Origin of the sequence: Microbacterium sp. No. 7, assembly GCF_001314225.1 — a bacterium.
GTDB lineage: Bacteria > Actinomycetota > Actinomycetes > Actinomycetales > Microbacteriaceae > Microbacterium.
Map to the genome: position 1 here is coordinate 2181008 of NZ_CP012697.1, position 13664 is coordinate 2194671.

12 protein-coding genes and 1 pseudogene are annotated in these 13664 nt (G+C 72.2%); 4 read left to right on the forward strand and 9 right to left on the reverse strand.

The window, feature by feature from the left end; translation table 11 throughout:
• Positions 1–29: 29 nt before the first annotated feature.
• Together AOA12_RS09975 and AOA12_RS09980 are read left to right on the forward strand one after the other, a co-directional pair.
• Positions 30–1463 carry a DHA2 family efflux MFS transporter permease subunit gene (locus AOA12_RS09975; protein ID WP_054682435.1) on the forward strand — a complete coding sequence of 478 codons (1434 nt, stop codon included), beginning with the start codon at positions 30–32 and terminating at the stop codon, positions 1461–1463.
• A complete protein-coding gene (locus AOA12_RS09980; protein ID WP_054682436.1) occupies positions 1460–2425 on the forward strand; it encodes a zinc-binding dehydrogenase in 966 nt (321 codons plus the stop codon). Before AOA12_RS09975 ends, AOA12_RS09980 begins: the two co-directional genes overlap by 4 nt.
• Before the next feature lie 58 nt (positions 2426–2483).
• Here the strand turns inward: AOA12_RS09980 and AOA12_RS24030 are convergent.
• Positions 2484–2639: pseudogene (locus AOA12_RS24030) on the reverse strand (AsnC family protein); the annotation flags it as partial.
• A 129-nt stretch (positions 2640–2768) separates the two neighbouring features.
• On the opposite strand from AOA12_RS24030, the gene AOA12_RS09990 reads away from it, so the two are divergent.
• Positions 2769–4004, forward strand: coding sequence for an amidohydrolase (locus AOA12_RS09990; RefSeq protein WP_054682438.1), 1236 nt, complete (start codon positions 2769–2771; stop codon positions 4002–4004).
• A gap of 56 nt (positions 4005–4060) precedes the next feature.
• Here AOA12_RS09990 and AOA12_RS09995 read toward each other — a convergent pair whose 3' ends face one another.
• Positions 4061–4600 (reverse strand): gamma carbonic anhydrase family protein, encoded by a 540-nt coding sequence (locus AOA12_RS09995; protein ID WP_197281109.1) that lies wholly within the window; start codon positions 4598–4600, stop codon positions 4061–4063.
• 149 nt (positions 4601–4749) lie between these two features.
• On the opposite strand from AOA12_RS09995, the gene AOA12_RS10000 reads away from it, so the two are divergent.
• Positions 4750–5235 (forward strand): Dps family protein, encoded by a 486-nt coding sequence (locus tag AOA12_RS10000; protein ID WP_054682439.1) that lies wholly within the window; start codon positions 4750–4752, stop codon positions 5233–5235.
• Positions 5236–5326: 91 nt separating this feature from the next.
• Here the strand turns inward: AOA12_RS10000 and AOA12_RS10005 are convergent, their stop codons facing one another.
• The 7 genes from AOA12_RS10005 to AOA12_RS10035 are packed head-to-tail and all read right to left on the reverse strand — an operon-like array spanning position 5327 to position 13640.
• The gene (locus AOA12_RS10005) at positions 5327–6817 is read right to left on the reverse strand and encodes an amidohydrolase (protein ID WP_054682440.1); all 1491 of its coding nucleotides are present in this window, start codon (positions 6815–6817) and stop codon (positions 5327–5329) included.
• Positions 6814–7464 (reverse strand): FMN-binding negative transcriptional regulator, encoded by a 651-nt coding sequence (locus AOA12_RS10010; protein WP_054682441.1) that lies wholly within the window; start codon positions 7462–7464, stop codon positions 6814–6816. Before AOA12_RS10010 ends, AOA12_RS10005 begins: the two co-directional genes overlap by 4 nt.
• Before the next feature lie 31 nt (positions 7465–7495).
• Positions 7496–8500 (reverse strand): Fpg/Nei family DNA glycosylase, encoded by a 1005-nt coding sequence (locus AOA12_RS10015; protein WP_054682442.1) that lies wholly within the window; start codon positions 8498–8500, stop codon positions 7496–7498.
• Between the two features lie 10 nt (positions 8501–8510).
• Positions 8511–8996, reverse strand: coding sequence for a ribose-5-phosphate isomerase (locus AOA12_RS10020; RefSeq protein WP_054682443.1), 486 nt, complete (start codon positions 8994–8996; stop codon positions 8511–8513).
• A gap of 21 nt (positions 8997–9017) precedes the next feature.
• Positions 9018–11564 carry an aminopeptidase N gene (pepN, locus tag AOA12_RS10025; RefSeq protein ID WP_054682444.1) on the reverse strand — a complete coding sequence of 849 codons (2547 nt, stop codon included), beginning with the start codon at positions 11562–11564 and terminating at the stop codon, positions 9018–9020.
• Positions 11565–11619: 55 nt separating this feature from the next.
• Positions 11620–13275: a SulP family inorganic anion transporter gene (locus AOA12_RS10030; protein ID WP_054682445.1), complete on the reverse strand. Its 1656-nt coding sequence runs from the start codon at positions 13273–13275 to the stop codon at positions 11620–11622.
• Complete coding sequence (locus tag AOA12_RS10035; protein WP_054682446.1) at positions 13272–13640, reverse strand: ArsR/SmtB family transcription factor; 369 nt, start codon at positions 13638–13640, stop codon at positions 13272–13274. Before AOA12_RS10035 ends, AOA12_RS10030 begins: the two co-directional genes overlap by 4 nt.
• Positions 13641–13664 lie beyond the last annotated feature (24 nt).

A 13664-nucleotide genomic window follows, 5' to 3' on the forward strand; every position in this document is an offset into this window, starting at 1 on the left:
CATGCCAGCAACATTGGTATGATGTTGGCATGCCAGCAATCAGTTCGGACTCGGGCCGGATCGACCGTGCCCTCTTGGGCCTGATGGGGGTGCTGCTGGTCGGAGCGTCGGTCGCGCTGCTGGACACGACGATCGTGGCCGTCGCGATCGCCGATCTGACAGAGGCGTTCGACACGACGGTGCAGGCGGCTCAGTGGGCCACGACGGCGTATCTGCTCGCGATGGCCGCGGCGATCCCGATGATGGGCTGGCTGACCGACCGATGGGGTGCCCGGCGGGTCTGGCTGGTGACGCTGTGGCTGTTCCTGGCCGGCTCGATCCTGTGCGGACTCGCGTGGTCGATCGAGAGCCTGATCGCCTTCCGGGTCGTGCAGGGTCTCAGCGGCGGGCTCATCCTGCCGCTGGTGCAGGCGATGCTCGCCCGCGCCGCCGGTCCCCGCCGGATGGGCCGGGTCATGGGGCTGATCGGCATTCCTGGCCAGCTCGCCCCGCTCCTCGGTCCCGTGCTGGGCGGGCTCATCCTGGGCTCGCTCGGGTGGCGGTGGATCTTCCTGGTGAACGTGCCGCTGTGCCTGCTCGCCCTCGCACTGGCCCACCGCCACCTGCACCCGGCGGATGCCCGACGACAGACCGGGCTGGACTGGATCGGCGCGCTGCTGATGGTTCCGGCGACGGTGGCGATCCTGGCCGGCCTGTCCCTCATCGGTGACCTGTCGGCCGATCCGATCGTGCTGCTGACCGGAGGCGTGGTGTTGCTTGCCGGGTTCGTGCTGCACGCCCGGCGCCGCGGCGACCGGGCGCTGCTCGATCTGCGCCTTTTCCGCTATCGGTCGTTCTCGGTCGCGGCCGTGATGATGTTCCTGTCCGGCGTGTGCCTGTACGGCCCGATGCTGCTCCTGCCGCTGTTCTACCAGCAGGCCCGCGGCCTGCCCGTGGCAGAGGTCGGCTGGCTGTTGGCGCCGCAGGGCCTCGGGCTGATGGCCGGGCTCTGGGTCGCGGGACGCTACGCCGACCGGACCGGCCCACGGATCGTCGCCCTCACCGGCACCGTGCTCGCCGGCGGCGGGCTCGGGGTGTTCGTCTTCGCAGGCGGCGCGTCGCTGGTCGTGCTGTCGGCGGGGCTCGTGGCACTCGGGGCCGGGCTCGGCGGCATCGGCGTGGCCGTCTCCGCGACCAGCTACCGCGATGTCGAGCCTGCGTCGATCCCGCGGGCCACCAGCCTGCTCAACGTCGTCCAGCGTGTGGGCGCCTCGTTCGGCACCGTCGTCGTCGCACTCATCCTCCACCGACAACTCGCCGCCGAACCCGGAAGCGGCAGCGGGATCGACGCGGCGTTCGCGCACACCTTCGCGTGGACGCTGGGCCTCCTCGGCGTCGCCCTCGTCATCGTGCTGCTCCTGCCCGCAGGACCACCCCCGCTATCGACAGACGCCCGACATCCAGAGACGAGGACCATGACATGAGAGCCGTCATCGCCGACCATCCCGGCGCCCCCGACGTGTTGCATCCGATCACGCTGCCCGATCCCGAGCCCGGCCCCGAGCAGGTACGGGTCGCCGTCGAGGTCGCGGCGATCACCTTCATCGACACGCTGATCCGCGCGGGCAGCCCCGTCGCGCCGCCCGCGACGTTCCCCGTCGTCCTCGGCAACGGGGTCGGCGGCCTCATCGACCGGGTGGGGCCGGATGTGGACCCGGCGTGGATCGGCGCCCGTGTCGTCACCCCGACCGGAGGCACCGGCGGCTACGCCAGCCTCGCGCTGGCCCGCACCGCCGACCTGCATCGCGTCCCCGAATCGCTCGGCATCCCCGAAGCGACCGCGTTGCTCGCCGACGGACGGACGGCCGTGGGCCTGCATCACGCCGCCGGCATCCGGCCTGGCGAGACCGTCGTCGTCACCGCCGCCGCCGGCGGGGTGGGCAGCCTCCTCGTCCAGCTCGCGAAGGCATCCGGCGCGCAGGTCATCGCCCTCGCCGGGAGCGCCGACAAGCTCGACCACGCCCGCACCCTCGGCGCCGACACGACCGTGAACTACCGGGACCACGACTGGACCACCCGCCTCCGTGCAGCGGCACCGGACGGAGTGGATGTCGTCTTCGACGGGATCGGCGCCGACACGACCACAGCCCTGTTCGCACTCGTCCGCCCCGGCGGGCGATACGTGCAGCACGGCGCCGCCAGCGGGAGCTGGGGCACGATCGACCCGGCCACCGCCGCCGGCAAGGACATCACGGTGATCCCCCTCTCCGCGATCGGCGCCGACCCCGACGACTTGTTCTCGTTCACCGAGCGTGCCCTCGACCTCGCCGCCCAGGGAAGCCTCCGGCCGACCATCGGGCAGACCTTCCCCCTCCATGACGCCGCCGCAGCCCACGCCGCGATCGACTCTCGCACCACGACTGGAAAGACGCTCCTGTTGCCGTGACGTAGCCGCGAGAACCGTCGGATGTGAGCCTCAGTCCCTCGTCGGTGAGACGCGCCCACCGCCGCGCGAGCGTCGCCGCGTCCGCGCCGATGACGGGGGCGAGACTCGTCCACGCCGCCCGCGGCTCGATCTGCAGGGCGTGCACGATCCGCCTGTCGAGCTCGTCGAGCAGGAGGGACGGTATGAAGACTCCTCTCCCGATGCTTTTCCGCATCGGTTCGATGATCCCGCAGACTCTCGGCAGCGTCGGGCGCCGTCGGCAGGCATATCCGTAAAGTCGTTGTACGCTCGCCGATCTCTCTGTCGGCGGGAACGAACACCGACACTAAGGAGTCGACCGACCGTGACGACGTCATCCGCCCCGTGGCCGCCCGTGACCGAGGCGAAGGCGCGCGCCGCCGCCGAGGCGGAGAGCCGCCGGGCGCAGCTGACCGCGCTCAGCCACGCCATCCATGCCCGGCCCGAGCTCGCGTACGAGGAGCACGAGGCCGCCGCGCTCGTCGCCGAGGCGCTGCGCGGGGCCGGATTCGCCGTCGAGGTCGGCGCCTACGGTCTCGCGACGGCCGTCGAGGCGGTCTACGGAGACGGCGACCTGACGGTGGCGATCTGTGCCGAGTACGACGCGCTCCCCGGCATCGGACACGGGTGCGGCCACAACGTGATCGCCGCGGCGGGCGTCGGCGCCGCGCTGGCGCTGGCGCCCGTCGCCGCGGAGGCTGGCCTGCGGGTCAAGCTCCTCGGCACACCCGCCGAGGAGCACGGCGGCGGCAAGGTCGACCTGCTACTCGCCGGCGCGTGGGAGGACGTCGACTTCTCGATGATGGCGCACGGGATGACGGGCAACGACCGCTCGGCCGGGATCTACCGGTCGATGGCCGTCGAGCGCCTGGAGGTCGTCTTCCACGGCAAGACCGCGCACGCCGCCGCCTTCCCCGAGCAGGGCATCAACGCCGGCGCCGCCGCGACGCTGGCGCTCACGGCGATCGCGCTGCTGCGCCAGCATCTGCCCGCCGAGACCAGCATCAACGCCTTCGTGTCCCACGGGGGCGAGGCCACCAACATCATCCCCGACCGCAGCGTGCTGCAGGTCGAGCTGCGCGCCCGCGACATCGACGTCTGGCGCCAGCTGAAGAGGCGCGTGTCCGCCTGCTTCGAGGGCGCCGCGATCGCGACGGGATGCACGTGGGAGTGGGCCGCGACCGAGCATCCGTACGCGCCGGTCGTCCCCGACCCGACCCTCGCCGCCCTCTGGGACCGCAACCTCGAGGCGCGCGGCCGGGAGCTCGTCGTGCCCACGGCCAAGCCCGGCATGGGATCGACGGACATGGGCAACGTCACGCAGGTCGTGCCCGCGATCCACGCGACGATCGGCTTCCTGGGCGAGGTCGGCCCCGCGCACAACCCCGATTTCACCCGGTCGGCGATCACCCCCGCCGCAGACGACGCGATCCTCGACGCCGCGATCGCGATGGCCTGGACCACGCTCGACATCGCGCTGGATCCGGAGCGGCGAGCCGATTTCCGACGTCGTACCGCCGAACGTCCCGAGGGCGCCACCCGGGCCACGCTGGAGGCCTGAGCGAGCCCCGGCATCGGCGGCGCCCGCCGCTCCGCGTGCGGGCGCCGCCGATGCGGCTAGATCGCGCTCTCCGCCGCCTCGTGCTGCGCGACATGGGCGCGATAGACGTCGGCGTTGCGCCGCAGGCCGTCTTTCTCCTCCGGGGTGAGCTCACGGCGGACCTTGGCCGGAACGCCCGCGACGAGCACCCCGTCGGGGATCACCGTTCCGCCGAGCACGAGCGCTCCCCCGGCGACGAGCACGCCGCTGCCGATGACCGCGCCCGACAGCACGACGCTGCCCATGCCGATCAGCGATGCGTCGCCGATCGTGCAGCCGTGGATGACGGCGTTGTGGCCGACCGAGACGTTCTCGCCGATCACGGCCGGGCTGTCGTGGTCGACGTGCACCGACACGTTGTCCTGCAGGTTGCTGCCGGCGCCGATCACGACCGATGCGCCGTCGGCGCGTACGACGGCGTTGTACCAGACGCTCGCACCCTCGGCGAGGGTGACGTCGCCGATCACGCGGGCGCCCGCGGCGATGAAGCACGACGGATCGATCCGTGGGGTCTTGCCGTCGACGGAGAGAAGGGTGGCGTCAGAGGAGATCGTCATGCAACGACGATATCGTGAAACATGAAATCCCAGGTAAGCACGTCCTTCTTAAGCTCAGCCTTCTCTTGCTTGCGGAATATCTGAGGCTGAGTACCGTTGTATTCGAAGCGAGACAGAGAGCCCGCTGAGACGAAAGCGAGAGAAGAGAAATGACCAAGACGCTGAACATCCCCATGACCGCCGCCAACCCCGAGGTCGCCGCAGGAACCGCCCAGTTCCTCACCCCCGTCGTCCTGGGTCTGCAGGCGCTCGCCGTCAACGGCAAGCAGGCGCACTGGAACGTGCGCGGCGCGAACTTCATCGCCATCCACGAGCTTCTCGACCAGGTCGTCAGCAACGCGCAGGCCGCCGCTGACGAGGCCGCCGAGCGCGTCGTCGCCCTGGGACTGCCCATCGACGCCCGCGTCGCCACGGTCGCCGAGAAGGCCCCCAAGAGCGCCGTCGCCGCCGGGTTCGCCCAGTGGGACGACACGATCGCCGCGATCGTCGGCGACATCGACGCCGTCATCGCCGATGTGCAGGCCGCGATCGACGGTCTCGACGAGATCGACCTGACGAGCCAGGACATCGTCATCGGCATCAAGCAGCAGCTCGAGAAGGACCGCTGGTTCCTCTCGGCTCACCTCGCCGGCTGACCTCACGCTCTCGCTGAAGTCCCGGGGCCCCTGGCGGGTCCCGGGACTTTGCGTTTCCCCGCGCCGCGCCCGGTGCGACCTCGGCGGCCGGTCAGATCGCGCTGTGCGTGACCCGGCCCGCGATCATCGTCGCCGCGACGCGCGTGCCGCGCAGATCGTCGGATGCCAGGGGGTCGCGGTCGCACACGACGAGGTCGGCGAGGTCGCCGGGCTCCAGCGCGCAGCCCGTGAGCGAGCCGCCCGCCGTCGACGCGGCCAGCGCGGTCGCGGCATCCACGCGCTCCTCCGCGCGCCAGGCCGGGCGGTCGTCGCGCGTGCGCTGCACGGCGGCGGCGATCGCGGCCCACGGGTCGAGCGGGGCGACGGGCGCGTCGGATCCGAAGAGCAGGTTCGCACCGCTGTCGGCGAGCGAGCGGAGCGGATAGGCGAGCGCCGTCTGCGCCGCCCACAGCGCATCGGTCAGATCGCGGTCGTCCAGGGCGTGCTCGGGCTGCAGGCTCGCGTCCACGCCGAGACGTGCGAAGCGCGGGATGTCGGCATGAGCGACCAGCTGCGCGTGCTCGATGCTGCCGACGGCGCCGGTCACGGCGAACGCGTCGAGGGCGTGCGAGCTCGCGACGTCGCCGATCGCGTGCACGGCGCACGCGATGCCCGCGCCCGTCGCGCGCGTCATGAGCTCGACGAGCGCGTCGGGCGCGACCGTGAGCTCGCCGCGCCCGTGCGCGTCGCCGGGATACGGGTGCGAGCACGCCGCCGTGCGGGTGCCGAGCGACCCGTCGGTGATGACCTTGAACGGTCCCATGCGCACGAGGCCGTCGGGGTCGAGCGCGTCGCCCGTCGCGAAGCCCTCGACGATCGCCCGGTCGAGCAGCTCCGCGTAGACGCCGAACGACACGCGCGTCGCGTCGAACCCCGCCGCGAGACGCCGATGCCACGACTCGGCGTTCCAGGCCATGTCGAAGTCGACGATGCCGACGACGCCGCGCGCTGCCGCGGCGTCCAGAGCCGTGCGCACCAGTGCGTCGCCCGCGGCGGGATCGAGGGCGCCGAGGCGGCGCGAGATCTCGAACGCGGGCTCCTCGCGCAGCAGCCCGGAGTCGTCGAGCGGCATGCCCTCGCGCCGCAGCGCCGCCGTGTTCAGCCACACGCTGTGCAGGTCGGCGTTGATCAGATACGTCGGGACGGCGCCCGTGGCGGCGTCGAGGAGCGCCCGCGTCGGGGCGTCGGGCCACAGGGCGTCGCGGAAGCCGGCTCCCACCCGCCGGCCGTCCGCGAGCACCGGCGCGTCGCCCATCGCGCGGGCCGCCTCGGCGGCCGACGCCGCCTCGCCCAGCGGATGCCGGCGCGCGGCCAGCGCCCACGGCGTGACGTGCACGTGGTGGTCCCACAGCCCCGCGATCAGCCAGCCGCCGGCACCGTCGAGCACGGCGCCGCGGCGCGGCAGCGCGCGGGCCGGCGCGATGTCCGCGATGCGACCCTGCGCCAGGTGCACGTCGACCGGCTCCGTGCCGAAGGGGTCGATGCGATCGATGCCGGTCAGTCGCACGTCGGCGATGACGTCGACCCGCTCTCCGCGGTTCACGACGCGTCCCGCGCGGCGCGCATCGCCTGGTGCGCCCGTCGCATCTCGGCCGCGAGCCGCGGGTCGGCGTATCCGGCCTCGCCCGCCTCGAGCCCGCGGATGATCTCGTCGACGACCTCGTCGGGCCTGTTCTGGCTGAGCTTGCGCTTCGCGACCACCCTCGTCGGGGTGAGCCGGAAGCCCACCGTGCCGCGCTCCAGGCGACGGACGAACTCCTCGTCGTTCGGCGGCTGCCACATGAGCCGCGGCTGCGGCATCGCCGACTCGAACCGCGCGACCAGCCGGTCGAGCACGGCGAGGTTCTCGTCGGGGCCGAGGATCTCGGGCACGCCGCTCAGGTGCACCGAGACGAAGTTCCACGTCGGCACGCTCGGCACCGGCGGGTACCAGCCCGGCGAGATGTAGCCGTGCGGGCCCTGCACGATCACGAGCAGCTCGCGCTCCCCCAGCCCGTGGATCGCGTCGTCGGGCTTGCCGACGTGCCCGACGATCGTGAGGTCGTCGCGGGTCTGGTCGAGCAGCACGGCGTAGTGCGATGCGACGAGCCCGTCGGGCGTGTCGCTCACGAGCGTCATCCACGGGTTCTCGTCGATCACCCGGCGCAGCTCGGCGACGTCGGTCATCGCGAAGCTGGGGTTCTGTCTCATCCGCCCGTCTCCTCCCGCTGCGACGACGCGGTCATCTCTGGCATCCGGGGCACCAGTAGAGCTTGCGCGACGCCATCTCCTCGAGCACGATGGCGGTTCCGCAGACGCGGCACGGCAGGCCGGCGCGGTGGTAGACCCAGTGACGGTCGGCGCGGTTCGCCATCGCACGGCGCAGCGCGTCGGCGTCGAGCCCGTCCATCGTCAGCATCTGCCCGGTCTCGACGCCGATGGGCAGCAGGTACGCCCAGTCGCGCCAGAGCCCCCGCACGGTCTCCTCCGGCAGGTCGCGCCCGGGCGTGTGCGGGTCGAGACGCGCGCGGAAGAGCATCTCGGCGCGATAGACGTTGCCGATGCCGCTCACGACCGACTGGTCCATCAGCAGCAGGCCGATGGGCGTCGGCTTGCGTCGCACGACCGCCGTGAAGCGCTCCTCGCCCGCGTCGCCGTCGACGAGCGGATCGGGGCCCAGCCCTGCGATCGTCGTGTGCATCTCGTCGGGCGTCTGCAGCGCGCACGTCGTCGGGCCGCGCAGATCGGCGCAGGTGTCGACGGTCATGAGGCGCAGCCGCACCTGGCCGACGACGGGCGGCGGCCATTCGTCGTCGTCGCCGAGGCCCGTGGTCTGCTCGCTCATGCGCACGTGGCCGCGCGCGCGGCGGGGCGCGCCGATGGATGCCAGGGAGTTCTCCCCCGCGACGTCGAACACGGGCTCGTCGCCGTCTGCGGGCAGCACCGTGCCGCGCTGGTTCGTCTGTCCCATCCGCCCGTTGGCCGATGCGATCGTCGGGTCGACGAGGATCTCGCCCGCGAAGTCCCAGGCGCCGTACATGCCGAGGTGCACGCGCAGCCAGAGGTCGTCCTCGAAGCCGAGGAACATCTGCTTGCCCACGGCCCGTGCGGCCACGGTCTCGCGCCCGGAGATCACGGCGGCGCCGTCGGCGAAGCGGCCCTGGGGGCTCGACGCCGACACCGGGCGGCCGACGAAGTTGCGCTCGAACTGACGAGCGATGCGGTGGACGGAGTGACCTTCGGGCATCGGGCGACGATCAGGCGCGCGGGTCGGGGAGGAGCGTCCCGTCGGCCTCGTAGTCGGCGAGCTGCGCGATGCGGCGCGCGTGACGCTCCTCGCCCGGGAACGGCGTCGCGATGAACCGCTCGATGAACGACACGGCCTCCTCGAACGTGTGCTGACGGGCGCCGATCGCGATGACGTTGGCGTCGTTGTGCTCGCGGGCGAGCTCGGCGGTCGCGAGGCTCCAGACGAGGGCCGCGCGGATGCCGCGCACCTTGTTCGCCGCGATCTGCTCGCCGTTGCCCGAGCCGCCGAACACGACGCCCAGCGTCTCGATGCCCGCCTGCTGGTCGCGGGCGACGGCCTGCGCGGCGCGGATGCAGAACGCCGGATAGTCGTCGAGCGGGTCGTACTCGATCGGACCGTGATCGACGACCTCGTGTCCCTGAGCGGCGAGGTGCTGCTGCAGCTGTGTGGAGAACTCCAGGCCGGCGTGATCCGTGGCGATGTGAATGCGCATGGATTCCATCCTATGAAGCGATCACTCGGCGTCGCGCGCCTGGGCGGCCAGGGCACGCTCGACGCCGGCGAGGTTCTCCGCGACGAGGCGGCGCAGCGCGGCGGGCGCGTCGTCGTTCTCGTCGAGCCAGGCCCGGGTCGCGTCGCGCAGCGTGACGTCGGCCAGGGGCGCCGGGTAGAGGCCCGTGATGAGGTAGCTCGCGATCTGATAGGTGCGCTCGTTCCACACGGGCAGCAGCATGTCGAAGTAGGGGGCGACGAACGCGCGCAGCGTCTCGACGCCCGCGGGGTGGACGAAGCCGAGCGCGGCCGAGCGCACGATCGTGTTCGGCAGGTCGGCGCTGTCGACGAGCGACGACCAGGCGGCCTGCTTCGCCTCCGGCGCAGGCAGCGCCGCGCGCGCCTGCGCGGCGAACTCGCCGCCCTTCGCGGTGTTGTCGGCGGCCAGCGCGGCGTCGATGTCGGCGCTCGTGACGAGGCCGCCCGCGGCGAGCGACACGAGCAGCTGCCACGACAGGTCGGCGTCGATCTCCAGGCCGTCGAGCGTCGTGGCGCCCTCGCGCAGCGCGCGCACCTGCTCCCACTGCGCGGGCGTCGCGGCGGCGGACGCGAAGGCCGTCACGAACTGCAGCTGGCTGTCGCTGCCCGCGTCGGCGTCCTGCGCGAGCCGCCACAGCCCGTCGGCGACGCGCTCGCGCGACGCGTCGCGATCGGCGGGGTCGACGTACGCGTTCGCCGCGAGCTGCAGCTGCGCGAGCGTCGTGCGCACCGTCGTCGACTCCGTCTCGGCGCCGATGCCCTGCAGCACGAGATCGATGTAGTCGGATGCCGACGACTCCGCGTCGCGCGTCTGGTCCCACGCCGCGCCCCACACGAGGGAGCGTGCGAGCGGGTCGCTGATGTCCCCGATGTGGGCGATCGCGGTCTCCAGCGATCGCTCGTCGAGGCGGATCTTCGCGTAGGCGAGGTCGTCGTCGTTGAGCAGCACGAGATCGGGGCGCCGCACGCCCGCGAGCGCGGGGACCTCGGTGAGGTCGCCGTCGACGTCGATCTCGACGTGGTGCGTGCGCACGAGCGCGCCGTCCTGCAGCGAGTAGAAGCCGACGCCCAGGCGGTGCGGACGGATCGTCGGGTAGTCGGCGGGCGCCGTCTGCACGACCGCGAACCGCGTGATCACGTCGTCGAGGTCGGTGCGGACCTCGGGCGAGAGCGTGTTGACGCCGGCCGTCTCGAGCCACTTCCTCGACCACGTGGTCAGCTCGCGGCCGCTCGTCGCCTCCAGCTCGACGAGCAGGTCGGACAGCTCGGTGTTGCCCCACGCGTGCTTCTGGAAGTAGGCCGACACGCCCGCGAAGAACGCCTCGATCCCGACCCACGCGGCCAGCTGCTTGAGCACCGAGCCGCCCTTGGCATAGGTGATGCCGTCGAAGTTGACCTGCACGTCTTCGAGGTCGTTGATCTCGGCGACGACCGGGTGCGTCGAGGGCAGCTGGTCCTGGCGGTACGCCCAGGTCTTCTCCATCGCGTTGAAGGTCGTCCACGCCTCGGTCCACTCGGTCGCCTCGGCGGTCGCGATCGTCGACGCCCACTCGGCGAACGACTCGTTGAGCCACAGGTCGTTCCACCACTTCATGGTGACGAGGTCGCCGAACCACATGTGCGCGAGCTCGTGCAGGATCGTGACGACGCGGCGCTCCTTGACGGCATCCGTCACCTTGGAGCGGAACACGTAGGTCTCGGTGAACGTGACGGCGCCCGCGTTCTCCATCGCGCCCGCGTTGAACTCGGGCACGAACAGCTGGTCGTACTTGGCGAACGGGTAGGGGACGCCGAACCTCTCCTCGTAGTAGGCGAAGCCCTGACGGGTCTTCTCGAACACGTAGTCGGCGTCGAGGTGCTGCCACAGGCTCCGGCGCCCGTAGACGCCCAGCGGCACGACGCGGCCCGACGCGCTCGTCAGCTCCGAGAACGTCGCCTCGTAGGGGCCGGCGATGAGCGCCGTGATGTACGACGAGATGCGCGGCGTGGGCTCGAAGGCCCAGGTGGCGGTGCCGTCGCCGTGGCGCTGCGGCTCGGGCGTGGGCGAGTTGGAGACGACCTTCCACGGCTCGGGGGCGGTGACCGTGAACCGGAACGTCGCCTTCAGGTCGGGCTGCTCGAACACCGCGAACACGCGCCGGGAGTCGGGCACCTCGAACTGCGAGTACAGGTACACCTCGCCGTCGACGGGGTCGACGAAGCGGTGCAGGCCCTCCCCCGTGTTCGTGTAGAGGCAGTCGGCGTCGACCACGAGCTCGTTCTCGGCGCCGAGGCCGTCGAGCGCGATGCGCGAGTCGGCGAACGCGGAGGCCGGGTCGATCGCCCGTCCGTTGAGCGTGATCTCGCGCACCTCGCGGGCGATCAGGTCGATGAAGGTCGCCGCACCCTCGGCCGCCGTGAAGCGCACGACCGTGCGGGAGCCGAACACCTCGGCGCCCCGCGTGAGGTCGAGCGCGACCTCGTAGGACTGCGTGTCGACGATCGCGCGGCGCTGCTGCGCCTCGACGCGGGTGAGGTTCTCTCCGGGCACGTGTGGCTCCCTTGTGATCGATGCGGCGCGGGTGGCGCGGGACAACCCGTCAAGCCTATGCGCTCGACGCGTCTCGTTCTCGGTCGATGTGACTGCGCGCGTGCGCGATCGCGGCGTCGAGGTCGGTGAACAGGTGCTTGTGGTGTCGCAGCGACGCGAGCACCCCCACGGTGCGGAAGAGCTCGTGGTGCCCCGACCGCACGCCCTTGATGAGCACCGTGACGCCGCGCCGCTCGAGGGTCGTGACGATGTCGCCGAGCACGCGGGCTCCCGTGGCGTCGACGAGCTCGAGCTGCGACATCCGCAGGATCACGACGGAGACGTCGCGCAGGCGGTTCACCTCGTCGAAGACGCGATCGGCGGCCGCGAAGATGAGCGGGCCGTCGAAGCGGATGAGCGCGATCCGCTCGTCGCCGGGACGCGGGTCTCCGAGAGGCTCGCGCGCGACCGCGCTGGAGCGCGACAGGTTGCGCAGCGCGAAGAACCCCGCGACGACGACGCCGATGACGACCGCGACGATGAGGTCGAACGCGACCGTGATGAGGGCGGTGAGCACGAAGGCGGCCGCGTCGGCGCGCGTGGAGCGCAGGATCGAGCGCACCGTCGCGGCGTGCACCATGCGCACGGCGGTCACCATCAGCACGCCCGCGAGGGCGGCGAGCGGGATGGTGCCGACGGGGCCGGCGGCGACGAGCACGACGAGCAGCAGCACGACGGCGTGGAACGACGAGGCGACGCGGGTGCGCGCCCCCGAGCGCACGTTCACGGCGGTCCGGGCGATCGCGCCCGTCGCCGGCATCCCCCCGAAGAGCCCGGACGCGACGGACGCGAGCCCCTGGCCGACGAGCTCGCGATCGGCGTCGTACGGTCCCGTGTCGGCGAGCGAGGCCGCCACGCGGGCCGAGAGCAGCGACTCGATGGCCGCGAGCGCCGCGACGGTGAGCGCGGGGAGCACGAGCGACGACAGCAGCGCGGCGTCGAAGGCGGGGATCGCCGGCGCCGGCAGCGACGAGGGCAGCTCGCCGATGCGCGCGAGCGGCGCGGGCACGACCAGGAGCAGCAGCGTCACCACGACGATGCCGATGAGCGAGCCGGGCAGCGACGAGTGGATGCGCGGGGCGAGGAGCATGCAGGCCGCGACGATCGCGACCGCGCCGAGCGCCCAGAGCAGGTAGGCCGGCTGCGCCGCGCTGAGAGACTCGATCGCGGCGACGACGGCGTTCGCGCTGTGCTCGCCCGCGGCGGGCGTGTGCGGCGAGGTCAGCGCGGGCACCTGCTGCAGGAAGATGATGACCGCGATGCCCAGGGTGAAGCCCTCGATGACCGGCCACGGGATGAACGAGACCGCTCGCCCGAGTCGCAGCGCGCCGGCCGCGAGCACGATGAGACCCGCCATGATCGACACCACGGCCACGGCGCCCGCGCCGTGCGCGGCGACGATGGGCGCGAGCACGACGACCATCGCGCCGGTGGGGCCCGAGACCTGCACGTGCGAGCCGCCGAAGACCGCGGCGACCAGTCCCGCGATGATGGCGGTCACGAGCCCCGCCTCCGCGCTCAGGCCCGAGCTGATCCCGAACCCGAGGGCGAGCGGCAGCGCGACGATGCCGACCGTCAGGCCGGCCAGCAGATCTCCCCGCCAGGTGCGGCCGAGCCCGCGGTAGTCGGCGCGCGAGGGCAGCAGCGACAGCACCTGACCGCGCACGCTCATGCCGCGGTCCCGCCGATGGCGGGGAGCCCCTGAGCGTCGTCGAGCAGCGCGCCGTCGGACTCGAGGATGCCGAGGAGCAGGCCGCGCGCGACCGCGAGCAGATCCGCGACGCGCGGATCCGCGAGCCGGTAGTACACGTGGCTCGCCCGCCGCTCGGCCTCGACCAGCCGGTGCCGGCGCAGCACCGAGAGATGCTGCGACAGATGGGAGGCCTCGAGGCCCGTCTCGCGCTGGAGCTCTGCGACGCTCACCTCGGGCGACGCCGCGAGCAGCTCGAGCACACGGATGCGGAACGGGTGGGCGAGCCCTTTGAAGAGGTTGGCCTTCACCTCGTAGAGGGGGCGCTGGCGCTGACTGAACGGCATGATGAATCCATCATATCGTCGCGG

Excerpts from the sequence above, each read along its gene's own strand:
- AOA12_RS09975 (WP_054682435.1), top strand. The coding sequence starts at position 30 with ATGCCAGCAATCAGTTCGGACTCGGGCCGGATCGACCGTGCCCTCTTG.
- AOA12_RS09980 (WP_054682436.1), top strand. The coding sequence starts at position 1,460 with ATGAGAGCCGTCATCGCCGACCATCCCGGCGCCCCCGACGTGTTGCAT.
- AOA12_RS09995 (WP_197281109.1), bottom strand. The coding sequence starts at position 4,600 with ATGACGATCTCCTCTGACGCCACCCTTCTCTCCGTCGACGGCAAGACC.
- AOA12_RS10000 (WP_054682439.1), top strand. The coding sequence starts at position 4,750 with ATGACCAAGACGCTGAACATCCCCATGACCGCCGCCAACCCCGAGGTC.
- AOA12_RS10010 (WP_054682441.1), bottom strand. The coding sequence starts at position 7,464 with ATGAGACAGAACCCCAGCTTCGCGATGACCGACGTCGCCGAGCTGCGC.
- AOA12_RS10015 (WP_054682442.1), bottom strand. The coding sequence starts at position 8,500 with ATGCCCGAAGGTCACTCCGTCCACCGCATCGCTCGTCAGTTCGAGCGC.
- AOA12_RS10020 (WP_054682443.1), bottom strand. The coding sequence starts at position 8,996 with ATGCGCATTCACATCGCCACGGATCACGCCGGCCTGGAGTTCTCCACA.
- AOA12_RS10030 (WP_054682445.1), bottom strand. The coding sequence starts at position 13,275 with ATGAGCGTGCGCGGTCAGGTGCTGTCGCTGCTGCCCTCGCGCGCCGAC.
- AOA12_RS10035 (WP_054682446.1), bottom strand. The coding sequence starts at position 13,640 with ATGCCGTTCAGTCAGCGCCAGCGCCCCCTCTACGAGGTGAAGGCCAAC.